23 protein-coding genes are annotated in these 26,109 nt (G+C 73.5%); 7 read left to right on the forward strand and 16 right to left on the reverse strand.

Annotated features, from left to right (window positions below):
* Positions 1 to 20: 20 nt before the first annotated feature.
* The 12 genes from ACFQQL_RS07790 to ACFQQL_RS07845 form a co-directional block, all read right to left on the reverse strand.
* The gene (locus ACFQQL_RS07790; protein ID WP_382392939.1) at positions 21 to 668 is read right to left on the reverse strand and encodes a Maf family protein; all 648 of its coding nucleotides are present in this window, start codon (positions 666 to 668) and stop codon (positions 21 to 23) included.
* A gap of 109 nt (positions 669 to 777) precedes the next feature.
* Positions 778 to 2,469, reverse strand: coding sequence for a DUF885 domain-containing protein (locus ACFQQL_RS07795; protein WP_382392941.1), 1,692 nt, complete (start codon positions 2,467 to 2,469; stop codon positions 778 to 780).
* A 30-nt stretch (positions 2,470 to 2,499) separates the two neighbouring features.
* Positions 2,500 to 3,042, reverse strand: coding sequence for a signal peptidase I (locus ACFQQL_RS07800; protein ID WP_382392943.1), 543 nt, complete (start codon positions 3,040 to 3,042; stop codon positions 2,500 to 2,502).
* A gap of 1 nt (position 3,043) precedes the next feature.
* The gene (locus tag ACFQQL_RS07805; RefSeq protein WP_382392945.1) at positions 3,044 to 3,709 is read right to left on the reverse strand and encodes a hypothetical protein; all 666 of its coding nucleotides are present in this window, start codon (positions 3,707 to 3,709) and stop codon (positions 3,044 to 3,046) included.
* The gene (locus tag ACFQQL_RS07810) at positions 3,709 to 5,307 is read right to left on the reverse strand and encodes an RCC1 domain-containing protein (protein ID WP_382392947.1); all 1,599 of its coding nucleotides are present in this window, start codon (positions 5,305 to 5,307) and stop codon (positions 3,709 to 3,711) included. Before ACFQQL_RS07810 ends, ACFQQL_RS07805 begins: the two co-directional genes overlap by 1 nt.
* Complete coding sequence (locus ACFQQL_RS07815; protein WP_382392949.1) at positions 5,304 to 5,981, reverse strand: hypothetical protein; 678 nt, start codon at positions 5,979 to 5,981, stop codon at positions 5,304 to 5,306. The genes ACFQQL_RS07810 and ACFQQL_RS07815 overlap by 4 nt, the downstream gene beginning before the upstream one ends.
* Complete coding sequence (locus tag ACFQQL_RS07820; RefSeq protein ID WP_382392951.1) at positions 5,978 to 6,598, reverse strand: hypothetical protein; 621 nt, start codon at positions 6,596 to 6,598, stop codon at positions 5,978 to 5,980. The genes ACFQQL_RS07815 and ACFQQL_RS07820 overlap by 4 nt, the downstream gene beginning before the upstream one ends.
* Before the next feature lie 253 nt (positions 6,599 to 6,851).
* Positions 6,852 to 7,475, reverse strand: a complete 624-nt coding sequence (locus ACFQQL_RS07825; protein WP_382392953.1) for a hypothetical protein — start codon at positions 7,473 to 7,475, stop codon at positions 6,852 to 6,854.
* 167 nt (positions 7,476 to 7,642) lie between these two features.
* Complete coding sequence (locus ACFQQL_RS07830) at positions 7,643 to 10,240, reverse strand: LuxR C-terminal-related transcriptional regulator (RefSeq protein ID WP_382392955.1); 2,598 nt, start codon at positions 10,238 to 10,240, stop codon at positions 7,643 to 7,645.
* A 25-nt stretch (positions 10,241 to 10,265) separates the two neighbouring features.
* Positions 10,266 to 11,105 (reverse strand): carbohydrate ABC transporter permease, encoded by an 840-nt coding sequence (locus ACFQQL_RS07835; protein ID WP_382392957.1) that lies wholly within the window; start codon positions 11,103 to 11,105, stop codon positions 10,266 to 10,268.
* Between the two features lie 2 nt (positions 11,106 to 11,107).
* On the reverse strand, positions 11,108 to 12,013 hold the full coding sequence (locus tag ACFQQL_RS07840; RefSeq protein WP_382392959.1) for a carbohydrate ABC transporter permease: 906 nt from the start codon (positions 12,011 to 12,013) through the stop codon (positions 11,108 to 11,110).
* On the reverse strand, positions 12,010 to 13,422 hold the full coding sequence (locus ACFQQL_RS07845; protein WP_382392961.1) for an ABC transporter substrate-binding protein: 1,413 nt from the start codon (positions 13,420 to 13,422) through the stop codon (positions 12,010 to 12,012). The genes ACFQQL_RS07840 and ACFQQL_RS07845 overlap by 4 nt, the downstream gene beginning before the upstream one ends.
* Before the next feature lie 184 nt (positions 13,423 to 13,606).
* Here ACFQQL_RS07845 and ACFQQL_RS07850 point away from each other — a divergent pair, with 184 nt between their 5' ends.
* A complete protein-coding gene (locus ACFQQL_RS07850; RefSeq protein ID WP_382392963.1) occupies positions 13,607 to 14,545 on the forward strand; it encodes a sugar-binding domain-containing protein in 939 nt (312 codons plus the stop codon).
* 14 nt (positions 14,546 to 14,559) lie between these two features.
* Here the strand turns inward: ACFQQL_RS07850 and ACFQQL_RS07855 are convergent, their stop codons facing one another.
* The 3 genes from ACFQQL_RS07855 to ACFQQL_RS07865 are packed head-to-tail and all read right to left on the reverse strand — an operon-like array spanning position 14,560 to position 17,959.
* Positions 14,560 to 16,044 carry a mannitol dehydrogenase family protein gene (locus ACFQQL_RS07855; protein ID WP_382392965.1) on the reverse strand — a complete coding sequence of 495 codons (1,485 nt, stop codon included), beginning with the start codon at positions 16,042 to 16,044 and terminating at the stop codon, positions 14,560 to 14,562.
* A gap of 29 nt (positions 16,045 to 16,073) precedes the next feature.
* On the reverse strand, positions 16,074 to 16,412 hold the full coding sequence (locus tag ACFQQL_RS07860) for an acyl-CoA carboxylase subunit epsilon (RefSeq protein WP_382392967.1): 339 nt from the start codon (positions 16,410 to 16,412) through the stop codon (positions 16,074 to 16,076).
* Positions 16,409 to 17,959, reverse strand: a complete 1,551-nt coding sequence (locus ACFQQL_RS07865; RefSeq protein WP_465254032.1) for an acyl-CoA carboxylase subunit beta — start codon at positions 17,957 to 17,959, stop codon at positions 16,409 to 16,411. The genes ACFQQL_RS07860 and ACFQQL_RS07865 overlap by 4 nt, the downstream gene beginning before the upstream one ends.
* Positions 17,960 to 18,349: 390 nt before the next feature.
* On the opposite strand from ACFQQL_RS07865, the gene ACFQQL_RS07870 reads away from it, so the two are divergent.
* The 6 genes from ACFQQL_RS07870 (at position 18,350) to ACFQQL_RS07895 (ending at position 25,578) form a co-directional block, all read left to right on the forward strand.
* Positions 18,350 to 20,737, forward strand: coding sequence for an HNH endonuclease signature motif containing protein (locus ACFQQL_RS07870; RefSeq protein WP_382392971.1), 2,388 nt, complete (start codon positions 18,350 to 18,352; stop codon positions 20,735 to 20,737).
* Positions 20,738 to 20,817: 80 nt separating this feature from the next.
* Positions 20,818 to 21,636 (forward strand): biotin--[acetyl-CoA-carboxylase] ligase, encoded by an 819-nt coding sequence (locus ACFQQL_RS07875; protein ID WP_382392973.1) that lies wholly within the window; start codon positions 20,818 to 20,820, stop codon positions 21,634 to 21,636.
* Between the two features lie 10 nt (positions 21,637 to 21,646).
* Positions 21,647 to 22,750, forward strand: coding sequence for an adenylate/guanylate cyclase domain-containing protein (locus ACFQQL_RS07880; RefSeq protein ID WP_382392975.1), 1,104 nt, complete (start codon positions 21,647 to 21,649; stop codon positions 22,748 to 22,750).
* A gap of 87 nt (positions 22,751 to 22,837) precedes the next feature.
* Positions 22,838 to 23,521 carry a response regulator transcription factor gene (locus ACFQQL_RS07885; RefSeq protein WP_382392977.1) on the forward strand — a complete coding sequence of 228 codons (684 nt, stop codon included), beginning with the start codon at positions 22,838 to 22,840 and terminating at the stop codon, positions 23,519 to 23,521.
* Between the two features lie 6 nt (positions 23,522 to 23,527).
* Positions 23,528 to 24,856: a sensor histidine kinase gene (locus tag ACFQQL_RS07890; RefSeq protein WP_382392979.1), complete on the forward strand. Its 1,329-nt coding sequence runs from the start codon at positions 23,528 to 23,530 to the stop codon at positions 24,854 to 24,856.
* Positions 24,853 to 25,578 carry a lysoplasmalogenase gene (locus tag ACFQQL_RS07895; RefSeq protein WP_382392981.1) on the forward strand — a complete coding sequence of 242 codons (726 nt, stop codon included), beginning with the start codon at positions 24,853 to 24,855 and terminating at the stop codon, positions 25,576 to 25,578. Before ACFQQL_RS07890 ends, ACFQQL_RS07895 begins: the two co-directional genes overlap by 4 nt.
* On the opposite strand, the gene ACFQQL_RS07900 is transcribed toward ACFQQL_RS07895, so the two are convergent.
* A complete protein-coding gene (locus ACFQQL_RS07900; protein ID WP_382392983.1) occupies positions 25,547 to 26,095 on the reverse strand; it encodes a GtrA family protein in 549 nt (182 codons plus the stop codon). The two genes, ACFQQL_RS07895 and ACFQQL_RS07900, sit on opposite strands and share 32 nt — an antisense overlap.
* Positions 26,096 to 26,109 lie beyond the last annotated feature (14 nt).

Below are 26,109 nucleotides of genomic sequence, written 5' to 3' on the forward strand. Positions count from 1 at the left end.
GCCGGGGTGACGTCGGTCGGTCAGGACCACAGGTCCGGGATCGTGACGCCGAGGCGTCCGAGCAGCTCCCGGAACAGGGGGAGGCTCAGGCCGACGACGCCGTGGTGGTCGCCCTCGATGCCGGTGACGAACGGGCCGCCGAGCCCGTCGATCGTGAAGGCCCCGGCCACCCGTAGCGGCTCGCCGGTGGCGACGTACGCGTCGATCTCCTGCTCGTCGAGGTCCGCGAAGTGCACCTGCGTCGAGGACGTGGCACCCGTGGCCTCGCCGTCGGACCGGATCAGCCAGTGCCCGGTGTGCAGCACGCCCGAGCCGCCGCGCATCGCGCGCCATCGCTCCCGCGCCTCGGCAGCGTCCGCCGGCTTGCCGACGACCATGGGCCCGGCGGGTCCGGCCATCTCGAGCATCGAGTCGCAGCCCAGGACCAGGTCGGCGCCCTCCGCCGCCGGCCCGCCGCGGACGTCCTCGGCCTTGGCGCGCGCGAGCAGCAGCACCTGCTCGGTGGCGGGAACCGGACCGCGGCCGGCGGCCGTGGCCCGGCGTCCGGCATCGGCGAGCAGCGCTGGCTCGTCCACGCCCGAGACGGCGACCGCCGGCTCGATGCCCGCGGAGCGCAGCGTGGCGAGCCGGGCGGGCGAGGCGGAGGCGAGGAGCAGCCTCGCGCTCACGGTGTCCTCTCTTCGCGTGAGCCCTGCGGTGCCTCGCTCCGGCACACGTCGCTCCGGCACACCTCGTTCCTCGGCGTCCCTCCGCGGGGGCTCCTCGCGCTCACGCTGCTCACGCCAGCGCCTCGCGCAACGTGTCCAGTCCCACCGAGCCGATGTCGAGCGCGCGCCGGTGGAACGCCTTGATGTCGAACGTCTCGCCGCGGGACTCGGCCGCCGAGCGGGCGTTGTCCCGGATCTCCTCCCAGAGCCGCTGGCCCACCTTGTACGACGGTGCCTGGCCCGGCCAGCCCAGGTAGCGGTCCAGCTCGAACGCGAGGAAGCCCTCGGCCATGTTGGCGTTCGCCTTGAGGAACGGCCACGCCTTCGCCGCGTCCCAGGTGCCGCCGCCCCACTCCGCGGGCGCCGGCTTGCGGAGGTGGACCCCGATGTCCAGCACCACGCGGGCGGCCCGCAGCCGCTGCCCGTCCAGCATGCCCATCCGGTCACCCGGGTCGTCGAGGAAGCCGAGGTCGGCCATGAGTCGCTCGGCGTACAGCGCCCAGCCCTCGCCGTGCCCGGAGACCCAGGACGCCATGCGGCGCCACAGGTTGAGCAGCTCGGACCGGTAGACGGTCTGGCCGACCTGCAGGTGATGCCCGGGCACGCCCTCGTGGTACACGGTGGTCCGCTCCCGCCACGTGGCGAACTGCGTCACCCCCGCCGGGACCGACCACCACATCCGGCCCGGACGGGAGAAGTCCGCGCTGGGGCCGGTGTAGTAGATGCCGCCCGTCTGCGTGGGCGCGATGAGGCACTCCAGGCGCCGCACCGGCTCGGGGATGTCGAACTGGGACCCGGCGAGGGCGGCCACGGCCTCGTCCGACGTCGCCTGCATCCACTCCCGGAGCGCGTCGGTGCCGGACAGCGATCGTGCCGGGTCGGCGTCGAGCCGCTCCATGGCCTCGGTGATGCCGGTCCCCGGCCCGTAGAGGCCGTCGGCGACCTCCTGCTGCTCGGCGACGATCCGTGCGAGCTCCGCCAGGCCCCACTCGTACGTCTCGTCCAGGTCGACCTCGGCGCCGAGGAAGTACCGGGACCACAGGGCGTACCGGTCGCGTCCGGCCGCGTCCTCCTGCGGGGCGTCCCGGGCGATCTCCTCGCCGAGCACCCGCGCCAGGTCGGCGTACGCCTGGCGCGCGTCCGCCGCTCCGCGGGCCAGGTCCGCCGCCAGTGACGCGGGCGGCGCGGCACCGTCGGGGCGCGCACCGTCCACGAACGCGGTGAAGAACGACGAGTCGGAGTCGGCCAGGTCGTCGGCCTGCTTCAGGCACGCCAGCACCTGCCGCTCGGGCGCGACGTCCCCGGCGGCCCGGGCGGCGCGCAGGGACTGGGTGTACCCCTCCAGGGCGTCCGGGACGGCGGCCAGCCGGCGCGCGATCGTCTCCCAGTCCGCGGTTGTCTGGGTCGGCATGAGGTCGAACGCCTCGCGGACCGCCTGGACCGGGGAGGCGATGACGTTGAGGTCACGCAGCAGCTCGCCGGCCTCGGCGAGCTCCACCAGCAGGCCCAGGCGCTCCCGCATGGCGGCGTGCGTGACGACGTCGATGTCGTCGGCGGGCAGCGTGCCACCGAGGTCGCGGAGCGTGCTGCGGTGCAGCTCGGTCTGTGCCGCGAGCCCGTCGGGGGACAGGTCGGGCATCTCGTGGTCGTGACCCGGCAACCCGAGCGCGGTCGCGGTGAGCGGGTCGAGTGCCGCCAGGCGGTGGACGTAGGCGTCGGCGAGGGCGTCGGTCTGCGTGGTCTCGCGTGGCGTGGGTGTCACATCGCGAGGGTAGCGCCCTGGCCTGCGGTCTCAGGCGGGCTGCGCCCGCCGCGCCGGCGCCGCGGTGCCCGCGCCGTCCGACCCGCGACGCGGTGTCGGCCGCAGCGGCAGGGAGGCGAACGCACCGACCAGGACGAGCACCCCGACGACGAGCAGCACGTTCTGCTGCATGAACAGCGCGACCGACCCGAGGACCGGCACGGTGAGCTGGACCTCGCCGACCTGCCGCACGGTGTACGGCTGCGGGTCCGGCGTGTCGTTCGCGTCACCCCGCAGGGTCAGCAGGGTGGCGCCGCCGGGGCCGGGCTCGGTGCCGACCACCCGGTGCGTCACCAGGCCCGACCCGTCCGGCCGGGGCAGGGTGACGACGTCGCCGACCTCGGCGTCCGCGGCCGGGATGGTCCGGGCGAAGGTCATGCCGCCGACGGGGATCTGCGGCTCCATGGACCCGGAGATCACGATGGCGGGGCGCAGCCCGAGCACGAGGCACGCGACGACGGCGACGACGCTGACCGTGCCGAGGATCGCGGCGAGGTTGAGGACGGTGGACTGGAGGAACCGCAGGGCGCGCATGTCAGGCCTCTCGGGTGCTGGAGGTGGCGTTGATGGTGAGGGTGAGGGCGGTCCGGCCGCCGTTGAGGGCCTCGGTGCCGTCGGCGTCGAGGTAGTGGACGAGGATCCGCAGGTCGGCCCGCGAGCCGTCCGCCCCGGGGACCCAGGGGTCGCCGTCGTCGAGCGGGTCCGCCCCGCGGGCGGCGAGCGTTCCCAGGGCCACGGCGGACAGGTCCTCGGCCCGCACACCGGTCGCCGGGTCGCCCGCGTCCCCGACGACGGCGGTGCCGTCGCCGGCGAGGACGGTGAAGCGCAGGTGGTCGCCGATGTCGGGCGCCCCGGCGACGGCGCTCGCGGCAGGGGTGAGCGTCAGCGCGGCCGGTGCGTCGCCGTTGTTCGCCAGACCCACCTCCACGGTGATCGTGCGTCCCGGGACCAGTGCGTCCTCGCCGTCGACCGGCAGTGCCAGCGGAGCGTCGAGCGGAGCCTGGTGCACGACGCCGTCGCTGCCGACCACCACGATGTCGAAGGCGCCGGAGCCGGCGCTCAGGCTCGCGGTCTCCGCGTCGGTGAACGCGGCGGAGGTGAGTCGGGTGCTCACGAGGAGGGCCGTGACGGCGACCAGCACCACCAGGACCAGGACGGTCCGGGCGCGGTGGTTGCGCCGTGCGGCGTGCCTGCCGGCCATCAGCCCACACCCCCCGGCCACACCATCTCGGTCAGCGGCCGAGCCGGCGACGTGGGCGCGGTGTTCTCGCCGAAGGAGTCCCGCACCGCGAGGCTGGGGTTGTTGTTGGCGTTGGCGTAGCCGCCGCCGACCGAGTAGAACGAGCCGTCGGTCTTCAGCAGTGACGCCGAGTAGCCGTGGGCGCCGATGTCGGCGTTGTCGCTGCCCCAGGCCGTGATGCGGACGGGGTCGATGCGGTTCGTCCGGCTCGGCGCCCCGGTGGCCGGGTCCGGGAACCCGTACTGGGACGCGAACCGCCCGTACATCCACACGCCGCCGCCGGAGTCGAGCATGATGACGATGTCCTCGCTCGGCGCGACCTTGACGATGCTCGCGCCGTCCACGTCGGTGGGCATCGGGGTGTACTGGACGGTGCCGGCGCCCTGGTGGCCGGCGCCCTCCTCGGCGGCGTAGCCCCAGGTCCACACGTCGCCGCTGCGCAGCCGCACCTGGCTGCCGTAGTAGTGGCCGGTCATCTCCTGGATGACGCAGGCGTCCCCGGCCGAGCCGGCCATGACGCCCAGGCTGCGGCAGCCGGAGTCGAACCCGGAGGGGTCGAGGTTGTTGATGAGGTTCGCGAGCCCGGTGAGGGTGGTGACCCCGTAGGACAGCGCGGTCAGCGTCCAGGCCTTGACGGGGGTGGCCTCGTACTCGTTGAGGGGCGCGAGGATCGGGATGCCGACGTTCCCGTCACCCTTCTGACGGCCGCCGTAGACGGCGTCGTTCCGTCCGAAGAAGACCACGCCGGGCAGTCCGTCGCCGTCCTCGCGGACGCCGGCGGCGTTCGTGTTGTACCGGACCGTGGACCAGCTGCCGGTCACGACGGCCCAGCCGTTCCACAGGCCCGCGCTCATCGAGTGCACGCCGGTGAGGATCAGCCGGGGCGTGCTGCCGTAGGTGCCGGCCGCGCCCTGCCCGGTCATCCCCTCGCCCTGCGGGTTGCCCCACGTGTACAGCTCGCCCGCGGAGGTCAGGGCCATGAACACCCCGCCCTGGGAGCGCAGGTCCACGACGGTGCCGGGGATGGCGACCTCGCCGGGGCTCGTGTAGTCCCCGGACCGTCCCATCATCTGCGCGGACGTGCCGCCCCAGGTGTAGACGAGGCCGTCGTCGGAGAGCGCGCCGAACGCGCTGTAGGACGACTCGTAGTAGTTGTCGTTGGTGCCACCGGCGACCTTGACGATGCGGCGGTTGCCCAGGCCGGTGTACCCGTCGTTCGGCAGCACGACGGCGGAGGGGGTGTCCCCGTCCGGGACGGTGCCCACGCCGGTGCCGGACAGCCCGTTGCCGCGGTACCCCCAGACCCAGAGCGTGCCGTCGTCCTGCAGCACGGCCTCGGTCTGGTTGAGGTACAGGCGGCTCGGGCTGAGCGCGATGGGGCCGGTGGTGAGCGCGTCGTCGTCGGTCGAGGTGGTGGCGACGGCGCTGTCGACGTACGCGGCGGTGGTCGTCTCGACGGCGGTGAGGACCGTGGTCGAGACCATGGCCAGGACGCCGGCCAGGGCGAGCGCCGCGTGACGACGCAGGGTGTGCCGGGGGAGCGCGGCGGTGGTGCTCATGACGTGGCTCCGTCCAGGTTGATCGTGAGGAAGAAGTCGCGGGCCGCGTAGTAGGGGTTGCCGAGGCCCGGGCGCAGCGCGAGCTGGACCGTGACGGTCCGCGGAGTGCCGCCCGTCCAGCCCGTCAGGACCGGCGGGTCGGCCTCGAGCTGCTCAGCCGTGCGGTGGTCGGCGACCACCGTGCCGTCGACCGCGACGGTGAAGAGCGCGGCGTCGTAGGGGTCCGCGAAGTAGTCGTACCCGGGGTCGTCCTCGGGAGTGCCGGAGCGTCCGTTGGCGAGGGTGAGCGTGACCGGGCCGGTCGCGGACGTCGTGGTGACGGCGCGTGCGGTCACGGCCGGCTCGGTGCCCATGCCGTAGACCGGCACGGCGCCGACGTCGCCGGTGTCGATGGTCCAGGCTTCGGGGTTGCCCTCGTGGTGGTCACCGGCGGCGTCGACCCACGCGATGTCGTAGGCGCCGCCGAGCGTGCCCTCGCTGCCGACGGCCACGTGCGCGTCGTCGGTGAAGGCGGCCGCGGCGAGCGGCACCGTGAGCAGGACCGCGGCCCCCGCGACCAGCGCGGCGAGCCGGCGGCGGCCCCGGCGGACGATGGGGGCGGAGCCCCGGCCGCCCCCGGAGGGTGCGGACGGCCGGGACGGGTGGGTGGCCAGGTGGCGGGCGGAGCGGCTCATGACGGGACCGACTCGCCGCTCAGCTCGGCCAGGAGGGGGACGCGCTGGCCCTGGAGCTCGTTGCCGACCGTGTCGGGCAGCGCCATGGTCAGGGTGATGGTGACGGTCTCGCCCGCGGCGAGGTTCGGCAGGCGGTAGTTCTCGAGGTCGGCGTACCCGACGGTCTGCGGGCTGCCGCCGTCGGCGGCGACGGTGAGCTCGAGCGCTGCGAGGAGGTCGGCGGCGCCGGCCGTGGCGTCCTGCTCGGGGTCCTGGGTCACGTCCAGCACGAGCGAGGAGGTGTAGACCTCGGAGGCGTTCCGGACGTGGATCTCGGTGGAGACCGGGTCACCGCCCGGTGCCAGGCTGTCGCCGCCGGGGATCGGCACGGTGAGCGGCTCGGTGGGCGAGGTCTGGTCGTGCCAGGTCTCGCCGTCGGTGGAGATCCGCAGGTCGAAGGTGCCGGTCCCGATCCCGTCCTCGCCGAGGGCGGCCCACTCGGCGTCGACGAACCCGGCCATGGTGATGAGGGCGCCGGTGGAGAGCAGGACCCCCCAGGCCAGCGCGGCACGTGTGCGGGGCCGGGGCAGCCGGAGCCGGCGCGGCCGCTGCGCCGGGTCGCGGTGGGTGGTGGCCATCTCGGTGCTCCCTGGTGTCCGTGGTGCTGTCTCGAGGTTCAGTCTTCGCCGCGCGAGGCGCCGGTCGGCTCCTGAGCACGGTTCATGAGTGCTCGGTCCTGCGAGGGTGAGTGGCCCGGCGGGTCTGTTGAGTGGTGCGGTCTGTTGAGTGGTGCGGGCTGTTGGGTGGTGCCGATGGAAGGCCCCGGTCGCCCGGGGGTCAGGGCGACCGGGGCCGGTCGGGACGGACGGGTCGGTCGGACGCTCGGGCCGGTCAGGCGGTCGCGAGGTCGGTCGAGGTGCCGTCCAGCTTGATCTGCAGGTGGGCGACGGTGCCCTCGATGCCCGAGGCGTCGCCGAGGCTGTCGGGCAGCGACGCGGTCACGGTGACCTCACGCGCCTCGCCGACGGCGAGGTCCTCGAGGTCGACGCCCGCGGCGAGCTCGGCGTAGCTGTCCTCGGTGAGGACCTCGTCGCCGACCTGGACGGTGAAGACCAGGGCGTCGCGCAGGGCGGTGTCGGTGGTCTCGCCGGCCACCTGCTCCATCGTCAGGGCGAGGGTCGAGTCGGCGTCGTCGGACGCGTTCTTGACCCAGTAGGTGCCGACGACGGCGGGCTCGGACCCGGGGAAGAGCTGGGTGGCGCCGTCGATCGTGACCTCGAGGCCCGGGGCGGTCTCGTAGTCGCTGTAGGTGGAACCGTCGGCGGACAGCTGCAGGTTGTACTCCCCGACGGCGTAGCCTCCGTCTCCGTTGAGGTTCGCCCACTCGGCGTCGACGAATGCGGCCGAGCTGACGAGCGCGCCGACGGCGGCGACCGAGCCCCACAGCAGCAGGCCGCGGCGGCGGCGCCGGCGCTCCTCCTCCGGCTGGGTGGGGAGCGGTTCGGTGGTGGTCATGGCGTCTTCTCCTTCTCTGCGACGCGACGCATCTCGGGGGATCCGGACGGTCATGGCTCGCGTCTGAGACGAGTCTGCGCGTCCGGGCGTGGCGCGGGCCGCCTGAGCACGGCGCCTGAGTAGGAGGGGCCTGAGTGACTGAGTGACGCCCTTAGGAGAGTGAGTGGTCAGTCGTGCGTCAGCGCCTCGGCGAGGTCGCCGCGGCCGGTCACGCCGAGCTTCTGGAACGCGCGGTGCAGGTGGTTCTCGACCGTCCGCACGCTGACCACGAGACGCCGGGCGATCTCGCCGTTGGCGAGGCCCTGCCCGGCCAGCTCGGCGACCTCGCGCTCGCGGGCGGTGAGGACGGGCCGGGGCATCACCGGTTCCACGAGCGCGCGGTAGGAGCCGCCGAGGCGCTCGGCCACCAGGCGCAGCCGGCGGCCCTCCTCCGCGGCCCGTTCCGGGTCCGTCTGCTCCAGGGCGCGCACGGCCTGGACCTGCAGGGTCAGACCGAATCCGGTGAGGCCCGCCTCGACCAGGTCCGCGCCGGCCGTGAGCCGGGAAGAGGCGTCACCGTCGGAGAGCTCGGCCGCGTAGCGGGCGAGCCACGTGAGCAGGGCCGCGTCCGTGCTTGCGGCGAGCTCGCTGAGCACCCTGGAACGGGCGGGGTCGGGGACCAGCTCGACGGCGCGGGTGCCCGCGACGACGGCGCCCGCCAGGTAGCCACGCTCGCGCAGCCGGTCGGCAAGCTCCCAGAGCCGATCGGCGACACCGTCCGCCCCGGCACCCTCGGCGAGGTCGGCGTGCGCCGCACCCTGGGCCGCGGCCATGAGAGGGAACGGCCCGTACGGCAGGCCCATCTCGGCCGCCTGGTCGGAGAGGGAGCGCGCCGTCAGCGGGCGCCCGCCGCGGGCGGCGAGCCGGGTGGCGAGCACCAGGGTGCCGAGCTGGTGCTGGGAGTACAGCAGCGGCGTGGTCCCGACGGACAGCAGCGGGCCGAGGTGCTCGCGCAGGGCGTCGTCGTCACCACGGAACAGGTGGGCGAGGGCCACGACGTAGCCGTGCCCGATGATGAGGTTCGCGTCGAAGCGGGACCGTCCCGCGTCGTAGCGGCCGCCGGACCACGCCAGCGCGCCCTCGAGATCACCGGCCAGCACCAGGGCGATGCCTCGCGCCACCGAGGCCTGCTCCTCGGTGTCCGGGTCGCCGCCACCGAGGAGCTCGAGCTCCTCGAGCGCGTCGGTGGCGCGGCCGGCCGCGAGCGCCCGCTCGGCACGCAGCAGGTGCTCCTCGTCGGCGACCAACGGGTCGAGGGCCCGTGCGCCGTCGCCGGTGACGTCCTCGCCGCGGTCGGTGACGCCGGTGAGGTAGAGCGTGAGGCGGTCGCGGACCACGCCGACCAGGCGCGCCCACGGGCCCACGTCCGGCGCGGTCTCCGCCAGATGGGCCACCGCGGCGGCCGGGTCACCGCGCCCGTAGGCGAGGTGGACGGCCCGCCACACGGCCAGCAGCGCCCGGCCCCGCTGGTCCTCGGCCGGCACGGCGGTCGCCAGGACCCGTTCCAGCTCCTCGCCGCCGTCCCCGCGGACCATGAGGGTGACGGCGAAGGCCACCGCCGTGGCCGCGTCCGGGTGCTGCTCCCACTCGGCGCGCCGGACGAGGACCTGGGCGGAGCGGCGGTCGTGCACGAGCCGGTTGAGGACGGCGTCGGCGACGACCCGGCTCTCGGTGTCCTCGTCCTCCGGCGCTCGCGGGCGGCGGGCGGCCAGGGTGCGTTCGTCGTCGGCGACGCTCAACGGTCCGGGTGCGAAGGCGGCGCCCTCGCCGTCGAGCTGCTCGGAGATCTCCCCGAGCAGCCGCAGCCGGCGGGCGCCCATGCGCTCCCGGCGCAGGTGGTCCGCGAGCAGCGGAGGGTAGACCCCGACGACGACGTTGCCGGCCGTCGTGACGAAGCTGAGCAGCCCTCGGTCGTCCAGCTCCTCGAGGTGCTCCCAGGGCACCAGCCGCCGGGCGACCCCGACGTCCACGGCGCCGACGTGGGCGAGCTTGATGAGGCCGTCGAGCGCCGGCAGGCTCAGACCCTGGAGGAACGGCTCGACGGCGCGCGCCAGGTGCGCGGTCCAGACCTCGCCCGCGGTGACCCACACGCCGCCGCGCCGGGTGAGCATCCCGTGCCGGTGGGCGTTGTCGGTGATGGCGTGCACCAGTCCGGGCAGGCCGCCGGCGCGGGCCTGGACCACGGCGACCGCCGAGGTGTGGACCGGTCCGCCGCAGATGCCCTGCATGATCTCCTGCGTGTCCTCGTACGCCAGCGGCGGGACGACGAGGCGCACCCCGGGTCGGATCAGCGCCGGCAGCGTCAGCTCGGCGGGGCGTCGCGCGGTCGAGGCCGCCGAGAGCAGCGGCACCCGCCGGGACCCGATCGCGGCCGCGACGGCCCCGATCGAGGCGGCGTCGAGGGCGTCCGAGTCGTCCACGACGACGACGGCCCGGCCCGTCCCGAGGGTGCGGCGCAGCGCGTCGACGGCGGAGGCGACAGCGCCGCGTGGCCGGTTGGCGTTCGGGGTGACGAGATCGGCGACGGCGAGGGCCTCCAGCGGCCGGTCGGCGAGGCCGGGCACGCCCTCGAGCTCGACGAGCGTCCACCCCGTCGCCGCGAGCTCCTGCGCGGCGGCCCGCAAGATCGACGACCGGCCCGAGCCGGGCAGCCCGCGCAGGCTGACCGAGGTGCCGGCACGCAGGTAGGAGAGCGCCTCCTCGCGGAGCTCGTCGTGAGCGGTCACGCCCGGCACGTTACCGCCGGTCCGGCTACTTGATCGCGCCCATGGAGAGTCCGCGCACGAGCTGCTTCTGCGCGATCCAGCCCGCGAGGATCACCGGCAGCGAGGCGAGCAGCGCCGCCGCGCACAGCCGCGCGAGGAAGAGCCCCTCGCTCGTCATCGTCGAGACGATGAAGATCGGCACCGTGGCGGCGCGGGACGCGGTGAGGTTGAGGGCGAAGAAGAACTCGTTCCAGGCGAAGATCACGCAGATGAGCGCGGTGGCCGCGATGCCGGGCGCCACCATGGGCAGCAGCACCGAACGCATGGTGCGCAGCAGGCCGGCCCCGTCGACCGCGGCCGCCTCGAGGACCTCCCCGGGGATCTCCTGGAAGAACGAGCGCATCATCCACACCGCGATGGGCAGGTTCATCGCCGTGTAGAGCACGACGAGGGTCCAGATGTTGTCCAGCACGCGCAGCTGCCCGGCGATGACATAGATCGGCACGATGACCGCGACGACCGGCAGCATCTTGGTGGAGATGAAGAAGAACAGCACGTCGCTGACCTTCCTCACCGGGCGGATGGACAGGGCGTAGGCGGCCGGGATGCCCAGGAGCAGCACCAGGAGGGTCGAGACGCCGGTCGCGATGGCGGAGTTCGCGACGTAGGTGGCCGAGCCGCCCTCGATCACCGCGCGGAACTGGTCGAGCGTCGGGGTGAAGAACCACGTGGGCGGGGACGAGGAGGCCTGGTTCTCCTGCTTGAACGCCGTCAGCGCGAGCCAGGCGACCGGGAAGAAGAAGGCCAGCGCGAGCAGCCACGTCAGCGTGGTCAGCAGCGCGCCGAGGAGGGGGCGCCGGGGTCCGGTGAACGTCGGGTCGGCCACGGTCACTCCTTGACCTCGAAGCTGCGGAAGATCAGCCGCAGCGCCAGCGAGGCGACGATGATCGTCGCGATGACCACGACCACGCCCATCGCGGCCGCCTGACCGATGTCGAAGCCGAGGAACGCGCGCTGGTAGATGTAGAAGGGCAGGTTCGCGCTCTCGGTGCCGGGCCCGCCGGCGGTCATGAGGTAGATCTGGTCGAAGGTGTTGACCACGTAGATGATCCCCAGCAGCACCCCGAGCTCGATGTAGCGGCGCAGCTGCGGCAGGGTGATCGAGCCGAACGTCCGCCACCAGCCGGCGCCGTCCATGGCGGCCGCCTCGAGCACGTCGCGCGGCTGCGCCTGCAGCCCCGCCAGCACCAGCAGCATCATGAACGGCGTCCACTGCCAGACCAGCGCCATGAGGATGGCGACGATGGGGTAGGTCGACGCCCAGTCCACCGCGGTGAGCCCGAGCAGCTCGATCGTCCAGTTCAGCAGGCCGTACGTCGGGTTGAGCATCGCCATGGACCACAGCACCGCGCTGGCCACCGGCATGAGCAGGAACGGCGTGATGAGCATGGTGCGGGCGACGCTCCGGCCCTTGAAGGGGCGGTCCAGCAGCAGGGCCAGGACGATGCCGAGCGCCATCGCGAGCAGCACGCAGCCGAGGGTGATGACGACGGAGTTGAGCGCCGCCTGCCGGAAGGTCGAGTCCTGCGCGATGCGCACGTAGTTGTCGAACCCGACGAAGAGGTCGGAGTCCGGGCGCAGCAGGTTCCGCGAGCGCAGCGAGTACCAGATGGTCACCAGGAACGGCACCTGGGTCACGACGATGGTGAAGATCAGGGCCGGCAGGAGCGGTCCACGGCGGCGCCAGCCCTCGGCCCGCTGCGCCCGTGCCGCCGTCGCCGTCGCGGCGGTCATGACCCGCCTCCCTCGGCCCGCTCCGCTCGGTAGGTCTCGGCGACGGTCTCCGCGTACAGCTGGGACTGGGCCAGCGCGTCGGGCACGCTGCGCTGCCCGGCGATGGCGGCCGACATCTGCTGACCCACGCGGGTGCCGAGGTCCTGGAACTCGGGGATCCCGACGAACTGGATGCCCGGGTAGGGCACCGGCTCGGTCATGGTGTTCTCCTGCGTGGCCTCGTTCATCGCCTGGAGCGTCGCGTCGGCGTAGGCCTCGGAGACCTCGGCGTACTGCGGGATCTCGTACGTGGACAGCCGGCTGCCCGGGGGGACGCGCTCCCAGCCCAGCTCCTCCCCGACGAGCCTGATGTAGTCCGGCGAGGTCATCCAGGAGACGAAGTCCCACGCCGCGTCCGGGTGCTCGGTGGTGCTGGGGATGGCCAGGGACCAGCTGTACAGCCACCCGGCCGAGTCGGTCTCGGCGACCGGGGCGGGCGCGTAGCCGACGTCGCCCGCGACGGTGGAGGCGTTCGGGTCCTCGACCGAGGAGACCATCGACGTCGCGTCGTACCACATGGCGGCCTGGCCCTGGGAGAACCGGGTGAGGCAGTCCCCGAACCCGGACGTCGCGGCGCCGGGCTGGCCGTACTGCTGGACCGTGTCGACGTAGGTCTCGACCGCCTCGCGGGTCTGCGGGGAGTCGAGGCCGGCGTTCCACTGCTCGTCGAACCAGCGCCCGCCGAAGGTGTTGATGACCGTCGACATCGGCGCCATGACCTCGCCCCAGCCGGCGAGGCCCCGCAGGCACACCCCGGAGAAGTCCTGCGCGGGGTCGTGCAGCTCCGCGGCGAGCTCGCGTACGTCGTCCCAGGTGGGCCGCTCCGGCATCTCCAGGCCGGCCTCGGCGAACAGGTCCTGGCGGTAGGCGAGGAAGGAGGACTCGCCGTAGAACGGCACGGAGTACAGGTCGCCCTCGTAGGACAGGGCCTCGCGGACGCTCGGGACGAAGTCCTCGGGTGCGTAGCCCTCGGTCTGCTCGGCGTACGGCTGGAGGTTCTCGATCCAGCCGTTCTGGGCCCACATCTGCGTCTCGTAGTTGGAGATCATCACGACGTCGAACTCCCCGCCGCCCGTGGCGACGGATGCGGTGATCTTGGCGCGGGCCTCGTTCTCGGGCAGGGAGACGAACCGGACGTCGACGTCGGGGTGCTCGGCGCGGAAGTGGTCCTGCAGCGCGATCGCGTCCTGCATCTGCGGGTTGGAGACGATCGCGACGACGATCTGCTCGCCGTCGCCGCTGCTCGGCAGTGCGCCGGCTCCGGCGCAGCCGGCGAGGGCGGTGGCGCCGGCGGCGGCCAGCGCGACGGCGGCACGACGGCGCAGCCGCCCGGCAGATTGCCCGGCACTGCGGGTACGAGGTCGCGACACCGATGTCTCCCTCCACGGTCTCCCCGGCCACCCGGCAGACGCAGGCGGACGCAGCCGGGCGCAGCCACTACGGTGCTCAGATGAGAGGGGAGGGTCCGCTCGTTTGTGAACGGTAGCCGGATCCCTCCTGCGGGGGCAAGGACGTCGGGCGGTGCTTCCCGTCCGGCCGGGAGGTGGGGGAGCCGTGAGCGATCCCGACGAGACGCGGCTGCTGGTCGAGCTCAGCCGGGACCACTACCTGGCCGGGCGGTCGAAGGTCGAGATCGCGCAGGACCGCGGACTGTCGCGGTTCCAGGTGGCCCGGCTCCTGGAGCGGGCCCGGGCGCTCGGCGTCGTGCGCATCGAGGTGGCGGTGCCGCCCCACCTCGACCTGCCCCGGGCGCGGCGCCTGGCGGCACGCCTCGGGGCGGCGGCGGTCGTCGTCGCCGAGTCCGCGGACGATCCGGCCGTGACGCGGGAGAACGTGGCGCGGGAGCTCGCCGGAGTGATCGGCTCGCGGGTGGTGCGGGGCGGGTGCCTCGGTCTCGCCTGGTCCCGGACGGTCGAGGCGGCCGTCGGGCACCTGCCCGCCCTGCCGTCGTGCGACGTCGTGCAGCTCTCCGGCGCGCTGCCCGTGGCGGGCGGCGACCACGGCTACGGCATCCACTACCGCTTCGCGGCCATGCCGGGTGTACGGACCTGGCCGCTGCTCGCACCGCTCGTGGTGGGTGACGCGACGACGGCGGAGGCGCTGCGCGGGGAGCCCGAGATCGCTGCGGCGCTGCGGCGCGCGGGCGATCTGGACGTCGCCGTCGTCGAGGTCTGCCCGTGGTCCGCCCAGGGCGCGGACCTCTACGGCCGTGTGCCCGCCGCGGACCGGGATGCGGCGGCCGCGGCCGGCGCGGTCGCCGAGTGCGCCGGCCGGCTCCTCGACCCGGACGGACGGCCGGTGGCCGCCGCGTTCGACGCGCGCGTGCTCGCCGCCCAGGTCGACCAGCTCGTCCGGACGCCGGAGGTCATCGCGGCCGGCCAAGGCGCGGCGGCGGCGCCGGGGCTGCGGGCCGCGGTCGCCGGCGGCCTCGCCCGGATCCTCGTCATGGACGACAGCGCCGCCGCCGGGCTCGAGCGCCTGCTGGAGGCGTAGCCGGCCCGGCGGTGCTACGCGGGACGGACCAGCGCCTCGACCGTGGCGTGCGCGCCGGCCTCGTGCAGGGAGCGCAGCGCGGCAAGGTACGCGTCGGTGAAGACCGGGTCGTCGACGAGGTCGCCGAAGACCTCCCGGTCACGCAGGAACGCCAGGGGGTCCTCGCGCTGCCGCAGTGCGGCGGCGTGCAGACGCTCCGCCAGCCGGTCGACGATCTCGATCGGCTCACCCTGCTCGTCGGTGCCCTCGTCGTAGCGCGCCCAGCCGGCCACCACGGTGGCGGAGCGGACGATCTGGCCGCCGCTGGCGAGGTTGTGCCGCACCACCGGCAGCAGCCACTTCGGGATCCGGTCCGAGGACTCGGCGCACAGCCGGGCGAGGGTGTCGCGTACGTGCGGGTTCGCGAACCGCTCGATCAGGGTGTGCTTGTAGTCCGTGAGGTCGATGCCCGGCACAGGGTGCAGCGTCGGCGTGGCCTCCTGGTCCATGTAGTCCAGGAGGAACCGGGCGAACACGGGATCCTGCGCGACCTCGTGCGCGTACCGGTAGCCACTGAGATGGCCGAGGTAGCACAGCGCCTGGTGGCTGGCGTTGAGCAGCCGCAGCTTCATCAGCTCGTACGGCTCGACGTCGTCGACCACCTGGACGCCGACCTCCTCGTACGGTGGCCTGCCGGCGGCGAAGCGGTCCTCGAGCACCCACTGGGTGAAGGGCTCGGCAACCACGGGCCACGCGTCGTCGATGCCGAAGCGCTCGGCCACCATGGCGCGGTCCTCGGCGCTCGTGACTGGCGTGATCCGGTCGACCATGGAGTTCGGGAACGGGACGTGCTCGGTGATCCAGTCCGCGAGCTCCGGGTCCTTGAGCCGGGCGAACGCCGTGAAGACCTGGCGGGCCACGTCGCCGTTGCCCTGGATGTTGTCGCAGCTCATGATCGTCACCGGGCCGACGCCGCGGTCGCGCCGGCGGCGCAGCGCCTCGGTGACCAGGCCGAAGGACGTTGCCGGGACCGCGCCGTCGGCGAGGTCCGCGGACACGGCCGGGTTCTCGACGTCGAACTCGCCGGTGACGTGGTGGATGTTGTACCCGCCCTCGGTCACTGTGAGGGAGACGATGCGCACCTGCGGTGACGCCATCTTCTCGATGACCGCCTCCGGGTCGTCCGGGGCGAGGAGGTACTCGGTGATCGAGCCGATCACCCGCGGCTCGAAGGTCCCGTCCGGGTGCTTCAGCACCAGGGTGTACAGCCCGTCCTGGGCCTTGAGGGCGTCACGCATGCGGACGTCGCCGGGCAGGACGCCGACCCCGCAGATCGCCCAGTCGTGCGCCTTGCCCTCGTTCATGAGCCGGTCGAGGTACATCGCCTGGTGGGAGCGGTGGAACCCGCCGACCCCCAGGTGGACGATGCCGGTCGTCAGCCGGCTGCGGTCATAGGTGGGCACGGCGACCGTGCCGTCGCCGGACACCGCGCTCAGGTGCTCGTCGTCGAGTGCAGTCATGGTGGCTCCTGTCTACCAGCGATACGTCTCTACCAGGGGTGCGACGACCACCGCCACGAGCCCACCCCGGGGCTCGGCGGCAGCCGCAGCAGTCGGTCGTGGTCGGTCCATCGGCTGCGCACCCCGGGCGCGTGCTCGTCCGGGATGCCGCCGAGCTCGTCCACGCGTCCGTGTGCCGCCACGATGCCGGCGACCAGCGCCGCGAGCTCCACCTCGTCCGGGCGTCCGTGCACCACCCGGACCGCAGGCGACCCGGCCGCGGTCGCGCCGGGAAGGGCTCCCAGCGCCTCGGCGACCACGTCGTCCTGGCCGCCGCCCGACCACTCGGCGGGCGACGCGGCCGAGGGTGTCTCGGTCGGGGTGCTCACAGCGGGATGTTCCCGTGCTTCTTGGCCGGCAGCGAGGCCCGCTTCGTGCGCAGGGCGCGCAGGGCCTTGACGATCTGCACGCGCGTCTCGGACGGGGCGACCACGCCGTCGACGTAGCCCCGCTCGGCGGCGTCCCACGGGTTGACCAGGGCCTCCTCGTACTCCTTCACCAGGCGGGCGCGCTCGGCCTCGACGTCTCCGCCGTCGTCCGCGACGCGGCGCAGCGCCGCCCGCTGGAGGATGTTCACCGCGCCCGAGGACCCCATGACCGCGATCTGCGCGGTGGGCCACGCGAGGTTGACGTCGGCGCCCAGCTGCTTGGAGCCCATGACGATGTAGGCCCCGCCGTAGGCCTTGCGGGTGATGACGGTGACCAGCGGGACCGTGGCCTCGGCGTAGGCGAAGATCAGCTTCGCGCCGCGCCGGATGATGCCCTGGTGCTCCTGGTCCACGCCCGGGAGGAAGCCCGGGACGTCCACGAAGGTGAGCACGGGCACGTTGAACGCGTCGCAGGTCCGCACGAACCGCGCCGCCTTCTCCGAGGCGGCGATGTCCAACGTGCCCGCCATCTGCAGCGGCTGGTTCGCGATGATGCCGACCGGCCGGCCCTCGACGTGCCCGAACGCCGTGATGATGTTCGGCGCGTACCCGGGCTGGACCTCGAGCATCTCGCCGTCGTCGACCACGTGCTCCACGACCGTGCGCATGTCGTAGGGCTGGTTGTCCGAGTCCGGCACGAGGGAGTCGAGCTCGGCGTCGCTGTCCGTGGTCTCCAGGGGGACCTCGTGCGGCCAGGACGGCGGGTCGGAGAGGTTGTTGGCCGGCAGGTAGGAGAGCAGGGCCCGGACGTAGTCGATGGCGTCGTCCTCGTCGGCCGCCTGGTAGTGCGCGACGCCGGAGCGCTGGTTGTGGGTGGCCGCGCCGCCGAGCTCCTCGAACCCGACCTCCTCGCCGGTCACCGCCTTGATGACGTCCGGTCCGGTGATGAACATGTTCGCGGTGCCCTCGGCCATGACGATGAAGTCCGTCAGGGCGGGGGAGTAGACCGCGCCGCCGGCGCTCGGGCCGAGGATGAGGGAGATCTGCGGGATCACCCCGGACGCGGCCACGTTCCGGCGGAAGATCTCGGCGAACTGGGTCAGTGCCGCGACGCCCTCCTGGATGCGGGCGCCGCCGCCGTCGGAGATCCCGATGAGGGGTACGCCGGTGCGCAGCGCGAGGTCCATGGCCTTGGTGATCTTCCTCCCGTGCGTCTCGCCGAGCGAGCCGCCGAAGACCGTGAAGTCCTGGGAGTAGACGCACACCTGGCGGCCGTCGACGGTGCCGTAGCCGGTGACGACTCCGTCGCCCGGGATGCGTCGCTTCTCGAGCCCGAAGTTGGTGGAGTGGTGGGTGGCGAAGGCGTCCAGCTCGACGAACGAGCCCGGGTCCAGCAGTGCCTCGATGCGCTCCCGCGCGGACTTCTTCCCGCGCTTCCCCTGCTTCTCGACGGCGGCTCGCGCCGGGGCGTCGATGCCCTTCTCGACGCGCGCCTCGAGATCCGCCAGCTTCGCCGCGGTGGTGGAGGTCGGTGCGGCGGTGGTGGCGGCGGCGGCCGCGTCCGCGGTCGGGTCTGCGGGCTGGGTGGGGGCCGGCTGGGCGGCTGTGGGCTGCTCGGCGATGGGGTCAGTCACGCCCGCCAGCGTAGTTGTCGGTTCTCCACGGCTCCCTGCGGGCTTCGGGCGTGTTCCGCCCGGTGGCTTTGTCGGGCTGCGACAAGTGGTGGTCGGCCAGGCGTGACCGGTGGACGGCTGCGTACCGCCGCGTCGTGTCGTCCTACCCGCTGTCGTCCTACCCGCTCGTCCTCACTCACGGCCGGCGGCCGCGCCCGCGGTGGACTCCTCCACCGTGTCGCGGGTGCACCCCGCGATGTCAGTGGTCGTATGTACGTTCGAGACATGGAAGCGGGACAGGACGCGGGCGTCGGGACGGGCACGTCGGTGTGCTGCGTCGACGACGGCCTCGGCGCACTGCCCTGCGAGCACGCCCGCGCGCTCGTCGCCGAGCTCGACCGGTTGGACCGGGAGCACGCCGACCGCGTGCTGGCCGGACAGCTGGCCCGGGTCGCCGAGGCCGGCGGCCCGCCGGCACTCGCCCGGCGCGCGGCGGTCGGCGACGAGGGCGCCGCGTACCTCCTGGATGCGGCGGTCGCCGTGGACGCGGCGCGGAGCGAGCCTGACCAAGACGGGGCCGATCCCGCCGAGGCGCGACCCGAGGCCGCCGACTGGCAGTCCGACCTCTCGCCGTGGGCGCGCGAGCAGGCACGCGTCATGGCACGGGCGGCGGAACAGCTCGGAATGACCGTCGACGCACTCGCCACGCGGCCGGGCGGCCCCGACCTGGCTGCCGCGCTCACCGAGCTGGACCTCAAGGGGATGGAACGGGCCGCGCTGGTCGAGGTCGCGGCGGCCGCGAAGCGGGTCGAGGCCTGGGCCGGGAGCGTCGCCGCGCGGGCGGCGGCCGAGCTGTCGCGGCAGGCGTGGCTCTTCGACCACCCGGACCGCAGTCGTGGCGCGGTCCGCCTCGACCCGAGCAGCGAGGAGCTGTCGATGCGGCTGGCCGTCTCCCGTCGGGAGGCGCAGCAGCTCCTGCGGGTGGGCAGGGGCCTGACACGGACGTTCGAGGACACCGCCGCGGCGCTCGAGGAGGGCGAGATCGACTTCCGGAAGGCCGAGGCCATCGTCACCACGCTCGACACGGCCGCGACGCCGGTCGCCTGGATGGTCGAGCAGGACGTGCTGCCGGAGGCGGCGCGGTGCACGACGCCGCAGCTGCGGGAGAAGTTGCAGCGTCGCCTCGTCGAGGTCGACCCGGAGGACGCCACGGAGCGCCACGCGCGGGCACGCGCCGATCGGCACGTGACCCGCGTGCGCACGCTGGCGGACGGGATGGGGTCGGTCACCGCCGTGCTCGCGGCCGAGGACGCCGCCCTGGTGGACCAGACGCTCACCGCCGCCGCGACGGCTGCCCGTTCCGGCGGGGACTCGCGCACGCACGAGCAGCTGCGGGCCGACGCCCTGGTGGCACTCACCCACGCCGGGATCCTCACGGGCTCGACCGGTCCGCACCCAGCGCCCGAGACCATCCCCGGGCTCCGCGACCTCGAGCCGGAGTGCACAGGCCCGGCCTGCCGGCCAGAGCAGCATGTGAGCCCGCCGGTCACCGACACCGACGTTCACCCTGACTCTGGGGCGCACTCTGGCACCAGTGCGGAACCACCGGGGCCCGTGGCCTCGCGAGACGGCCACGGCCACGGACGGACGCGCCACGGCCTGACCGGCTCCGGCCGCGATCCGGCGGCGCCGCGACCCGCGGCCGAGCAGGAGCCGCTGGACCGGTCCGTAGGCGCACCCTCCGGCCGCCCACCCGAACACGCCTCTGACCCGACCGAGACCCGGCCGTCAGATCTGACCCAAGACCCGACTGTGTCCCTGGCCGCGTCCGTCGGACGAGCGAAGAAGCGGCGCCGGACTGTCCAGGGAACCTTCCCGGAGCTGGGGTCCGGGATTCCCGAGGTCGCGGTCATCACCCCGCTCCTCGCCGCGCTGCTGCGGCGCGGCGGTGAGCGGCTGCACGTCGTCAAGCCGCAGGTCCACGTCACCGTGCCGATCGATCTCCTGCTCAGCGCGCAGGCTCGGGCGCGGCAGCGGGACGGCGTGACCGGCGGGACGTCGCCCGCCGGCGAGACCGGACGAACCGCGCCGGCCGCGTCCCCGGGGACCACTCTGCCCGCCGACGCCGTCGACGACACCGACCAGCCCGCCGCCGTGCTCTCCGGCTACGGCGCGATCACCGCCGAGCAGGCCCTGGACCTCGCCGCCGAGTGCTCGACGCTCCAGCGGCTCGTCAACGACCCGGTCACCGGTGCGGTGCTCGACGTCGGCCGGACCCGATACCGGCCGCCGGCCGCCCTGGCCGAGCACGTCCGACTCCGCGACCGCACGTGCACCCGACCCGGCTGCACCATGCCGGCCGATCGTTGCCAGCTCGACCACACCAGCCCCTGGTCGGCCGACGGCGTCACCGCCGACCACAACCTCGGGACCGAGTGCACCCGCGACCACCTGCTCAAGACCGCCGGGGCCTTCCACGTGACCCAGCCCGAGCCCGGCGTGTTCGTCTGGACCACCACGACCGGCCACACGTATCGGCGCGACCTGGGTGGGCTGATCACCCTCGTCGGCATCGGCCCGCCCCGGCCGGTTCGCCAACCGCGGGCAGGGCACCCGAGCAAGGACCAGGGCCCTCACGCCGACGGGGCCGACGACCCGCCGCCGCCGTTCTGACTCGCCGCCCACCGCTTCTGAGCGGAACCGCCTCCGCCCGGGGACCGGCTGGTCGCGCGGTCCGTGGTTGGCTGGGCGGCGTGGAGTTCTCACCAGTGGTGCGCGTCCCGCGTGCGGGATCGACCAACGCCGACCTCCGGGCGGCCGCGCTCGCGGAGCCGGACGCCTGGCCGCACGGCTCGGTGCTCGTCGCCGACCACCAGGACGCCGGGCGCGGTCGATCCGGACGCAGTTGGGTGACACCACCCGGCACGGCGCTCACCGCCTCGGTCCTCGTCCGTCCCGACGTGCCACCCGACCGGCTCGGCTGGCTGCCGCTGCTGACCGGCCTGGCCGTCCGACGTGCCTGCGCCGACCTGCTGGCCGCCCGACCTGCCACCGCTGTCCCCGAGATCCGTCTGAAGTGGCCCAACGACGTCCTCGCCGTCGGGGCGGGCACCGAGGATGTCGACGCGTGGGGCCGAGACCGCAAGCTCGCCGGCATCCTCGTGGAGGTGCTGGCGGACGTCGGCGCGATCGTCGGCATCGGCGTCAACGTCCGGCAGACCGCGAGCGACCTGCCCGTGCCGTGGGCGACCTCCCTGGCACTGCTCGGCGCCGACATCGAACCGCCCGCGGTGCTGAGCGCCGTCGGGCACGAGCTCCTGCCGCTGTTGGCCCGCTGGGAGGCGGCCGCCGGCGACGCGCGCGCGGCCGGCCTCCACGCGGAGGTCACCGCGGCATGTGCCACCGTCGGTGCCCAGGTCCGTACCGAGGTCCCGGGCGGCGACGGCCCGGCAGGTCGCGCGGTCGGGCTTGACGACGACGGGCGTCTCCTCGTCGTCGCGGGAGTCGGCAGCGAGCCGGTCGCGCTGGCCGCCGGAGACGTCGTTCACGTCCGTCCCGGCACCGGCTACTAGGCTCGATGCTGTGAGCGAGACGCCGAGACCGCGCGCCGACCGCGCTGCGGTGGACGGCCCCGCGCTGCCGGACCGGGACGACATCGGCGAGGCCTCCGGGGCCGTCGAGGAGACCTCCACCGTCCGCGACTCCGTCGAGCAGCTCCTGGGCGGCTCACGCCGGTACACCATCGTCGAGCTCGCGCGGAAGGCCGGCACCAGCGTCGACTTCGCCCGTACCTTCTGGAAGGCCATGGGCTTCCCCAACGTCACCGACGACGCCGTCGTCTTCGGCGACATCGACGTCAACGCCCTGCGCGTCATGGCGCAGCTCATCGACGACGGCCGCATCGACACCACGACCGCCATCTCGCTGCTGCGCGCCCAGTCCCACACCACGGACCGGCTCGTGCTGTGGCAGACCGAGGCGCTGGTGGACGGCGTCGCCCGGATGCACGACCTCGACGACGTCTCCGCCCGGCTCGTGGTGCTCGACAAGCTCCCGCAGATCGTCGACGTGCTGCAGTCCCAGCTGACGTACTCCTGGCGACGTCAGCTCACCGCCCTCATGGTCCGCACCGAGGCCGAGGTCAGCAACAGCGCCCGCCCGGACACGGACCCGTTCCACATGCCGCTGACCCGGGCACTCGGCTTCGTCGACATGGTCGCCTACACCCGCCGGTCCACCGAGCTCGGGTCCCAGGCGCTCGCCGCTCTCGTGCAGAGCTTCGAGTACACCTCGCGTGACGTCATCACCACGCACGGGGCGCGGGTCGTGAAGACCATCGGCGACGCCATCCTCTTCGTCGCCGACGACCTCGCCGTCGGCGCCGAGGTCGCCAGCGAGCTCATCGCCGCCCTGCAGGCGAAGGAGAACATGCTCCCGGTGCGGGCCTCCGTCGTGTGGGGCGGGGTCATCTCCCGGCACGGCGACGTCTTCGGCCCCACGGTCAACCTCGCCTCGCGGCTCGTGGACGTCGCGCCGGCCGGCTCGATCCTCATGGACGCCGCGACGGCGGAGGCGCTCGCCGCGACCCCCGCCGCCCGGCGCTACACGCTCGTGCCCCGGGAGGTCGCCGAGCTGCAGGGCCTCGGCCAGGTCGCCCCGATCGAGCTGCGCCGCCTGCCCGCATGAGGGCCTTGGGGGACGCACGGAGCAATGCCCTCATCCGTGGAGCAGCATGTTTGACCTGTTCTTGAGAATCTGTCCTAGACTCACGGCGTGACCAATGTGCTCCTCGTCGAGGACGATCCCGCCATCGCGGAACCCCTGGCTCGGGCCCTGGGCCGCGAGGGTTACGAGGTGCGTCCGCACGGCACCGGCCGGGCCGCCATCGAGGATCTCTCGAACGGCGTCGACCTGGTCGTGCTCGACCTCGGGCTGCCGGACATGGACGGTCTCGACGTGGCACGGCACATCCGCAGCCAGGGGATGACACTGCCCATCCTCGTGCTGACCGCACGGGCCGACGAGGTCGACCTCGTCGTCGGGCTGGACGCCGGCGCGGACGACTACGTCACCAAGCCGTTCCGGCTCGCCGAGCTGCTCGCACGCGTCCGCGCGCTGCTGCGCCGCGCGGGCGGTGACGTCACGGAGGACGACGAGCTCACCGCCAAGGACGTCCGGGTGGACGTCGCCGCGCACCGGGCGTTCCGCGGCAACCGTGAGATGCACCTGACGGCGAAGGAGTTCGACCTGCTGCGGGTGCTGGTCCGCGACGCCGGGTCCGTGGTCAGCCGCGAGACCCTCATGCGCGAGGTCTGGGGGACCGACCCGACCGGCTCCACCAAGACCCTCGACATGCACGTGTCCTGGCTGCGTCGCAAGCTCGGCGATGACGCCAACGACCCGAGGTACATCACCACCGTGCGTGGGATGGGTTTTCGCTTCGAGACCACCGGATAGACCACCGTGCGCCGTCGCGCCGTCCAGATGATCGTCGTGGCCGTCGCCGTGGCGGTCCTCATCACAGGCGTCCCCATGGCCATCTTCGGTGGCCTGCTGGTCTGGGACGACGAGCAGCGCACCCTCGACCTGCGGGCGGCCGGCCTGGCCCGCGCGGTGGAGCGTCGCATCAACAACGGTGACGAGCTCGACGAGTCCATGCTTCTGCCGTGGGTGGGCGGCGACGTCCAGCACCCGGCGTCGATCCAGGTGCTCGGGCCCGACGGCGCCGAGTACCGGACCGGACCGGACCTGGAGGGGCGCGTCCTGCGGTCCGCTCAGCTCACCCCCTCCGGAGCCACCGTCGTCATGGACGTCGACCTCATGCTCGTGCAGTGGCAGGTCGCGCGGGTCGTGCTGCTCATCGCGGCGGGTGCGGCACTCGCGCTGGCCGTCGGGATCGTGGTCGCCCGACGGCAGGCGCGAAACCTCTCCGCGCCGCTCATCTACCTCGCCGCGTCCGCCGAGCAGCTCGGCTCCGGGCAGGTGCGGCCCCGGATGGAGCCCTCGGGCATCGAGGAGATCGACCTGGTCGCGGCCGAGCTGGTCCGCACGGCCGACCGGATGGCCGGCCGGCTGGCCGCCGAGCGGCAGTTCGCCGCGGACGCCTCGCACCAGCTGCGGACCCCGTTGACGGCGCTGTCCATGCGGCTGGAAGAGATCCTCGCGCTGAGCGAGCAGGAGGACGTCCGGGAAGAGGCGCGCGCGTCGCTCGAGCAGCTCGAGCGGCTCACCGGCGTCGTGGAGGAGCTGTTGAAGACGTCCCGGTCCGCCTCCGGCGGCACCACCGAGGCCGTCCACCTCCACGAGGTCTTCGTGCAGCAGGACACCGAGTGGGCCCCGGCGTTCGCCGAGGCCGGCCGCGCCCTCGTCCTCGACGATCCGGTCGGGGTCCCCGTCCTGGCGACTCCCGGCTCGCTCGCCCAGGTGCTCGCCACGCTCATCGAGAACTCCCTCAAGTACGGCGCCGGCACCACCACGGTGCGTACCCGCACCTCCGGCAAGGGCAAGAACACCGGCGTCTTCATCGACGTGACGGACGAGGGCGAAGGCGTCAGCGACGACGTGGCGCCCGACATCTTCACCAAGCACGTCTCGGGCGGCACGGGGACCGGGATCGGCCTGGCGCTCGCCAAGGACCTCGTCACGGCCGACGGCGGACGGCTGGAGCTCAGCCAGCGTCGCCCGCCGGTGTTCACCATCTTCCTCAACGCGCTGCCCGCGAGCCTCGACCCGGACGTCGTGCTCCCGCAGGGGGGCCTGGTGACCGTCGGACGCAGACGGCGACGCCGGTGAGCGCGGCACGCTCGCGGTGGTGGCGGCTGCCCGGCATCCAGGTCACGCCCATCTGGCACATCTTCGTCGGCGTCGCCGTGGTGCACCTCGCCGCGCAGCTCTTCGGTTGGCAGGCCGTCGCGGACCTCACCCAGGTCCTGCTCATGCCGGCGCTGGCCTTCTCCGTGGTCGCCACCGGCATCCGCTCACCCATCGTCACGTGGGTGCTCGTCGCGCTGACCCTGTCCTGGCTGGGGGACAGCGCGCCGCGGATCGCGGAGGGCGACGTCGCCTTCCTGCTCATGGTCGTGTTCTTCATGCTCGCGCAGGTGGCGTACCTGCGGGCTTTCTTCCCGCTCTGGCGCGCGTGGCAGGCCTCGCGCGCCCTGCGGGTGGCGCCGCTGGTCGCGTACGGCGTGGTCGCCGTCGTCCTGGTGGTCTGGTGCGCTCCCGGTGCCGGCGCGCTGCTGCCGGCCGTGGTGCTCTACGCCGTCGTGCTGTGCGCGATGGCGACGTTGGCGGTCTCGCTCGGCATGCACGGGCTCGTCGGGGGAGCGCTGTTCGTCATCTCCGACGGCCTCATCGCGATCCGGAGCTTCACCGGCTTCACCCCGCCGCTGGACGACTTCGTCGTCATGATCACCTACGTCGCGGCCCAGGCGCTGCTCGTGGAGGGTGCCCTGCGGGTCGTGCTCCGCCAGGACGTCCAGCTCACCGGGCGACGGCCCGGTCCCGAGCGGTGAACACGACGTACCGGTAGCACACGTACCGGAACGCGGTGCCCAGCACCAGCCCGACGCCGTTGGCGGCGATGTTGTCGGCAAGCGGCGAGGTCAGCCCCATCGCGTAGTGGCTGACCGCGAGGCAGCCGACCGCGATGGCCATGCCGCCGACGTTGACGAGGACGAAGAGCGCCAGCTCGTGGTGCCGCTCGTCCCGCCTCGTCCGGGCGAAGGTCCAGTGCCGGTTGCCGAGCCACGCGACGAGCACCGACACCGCCACGGACAGCACCTTGGCCGTCAACGGCTTCTCGCCGAGCAGCTCGCCCGGGCCGAAGCGCAGCAGGTTGAACAGGCCGACGTCCACCACGTAGGCCATGCCGCCGACGGCGCAGAACCGGGCGACCTCGGCCAGCCAGGCGCGCACGGACTGCCCGCGCAGCAGGCGGCGCACGAGCGAGGGGGAGGCGAGGTAGGGGCGGGTGACCGGGTCACTCGCCCCCGTGTCCGGGGTGGCCGTGTCCGAGCGTGACGTGGTCACCGGGCCCACCCTAA

The organism is Georgenia alba (assembly GCF_042665525.1).
Taxonomy (GTDB): Bacteria; Actinomycetota; Actinomycetes; order Actinomycetales; family Actinomycetaceae; genus Allobogoriella; species Allobogoriella alba.

Coding starts and splice junctions, on each gene's coding strand:
- ACFQQL_RS07800 (WP_382392943.1), bottom strand. CDS start 3,042: ATGCGCGCCCTGCGGTTCCTCCAGTCCACCGTCCTCAACCTCGCCGCG.
- ACFQQL_RS07805 (WP_382392945.1), bottom strand. CDS start 3,709: ATGGCCGGCAGGCACGCCGCACGGCGCAACCACCGCGCCCGGACCGTC.
- ACFQQL_RS07810 (WP_382392947.1), bottom strand. CDS start 5,307: ATGAGCACCACCGCCGCGCTCCCCCGGCACACCCTGCGTCGTCACGCG.
- ACFQQL_RS07815 (WP_382392949.1), bottom strand. CDS start 5,981: ATGAGCCGCTCCGCCCGCCACCTGGCCACCCACCCGTCCCGGCCGTCC.
- ACFQQL_RS07820 (WP_382392951.1), bottom strand. CDS start 6,598: ATGGCCACCACCCACCGCGACCCGGCGCAGCGGCCGCGCCGGCTCCGG.
- ACFQQL_RS07825 (WP_382392953.1), bottom strand. CDS start 7,475: ATGACCACCACCGAACCGCTCCCCACCCAGCCGGAGGAGGAGCGCCGG.
- ACFQQL_RS07840 (WP_382392959.1), bottom strand. CDS start 12,013: ATGACCGCCGCGACGGCGACGGCGGCACGGGCGCAGCGGGCCGAGGGC.
- ACFQQL_RS07855 (WP_382392965.1), bottom strand. CDS start 16,044: ATGACTGCACTCGACGACGAGCACCTGAGCGCGGTGTCCGGCGACGGC.
- ACFQQL_RS07870 (WP_382392971.1), top strand. CDS start 18,350: ATGGAAGCGGGACAGGACGCGGGCGTCGGGACGGGCACGTCGGTGTGC.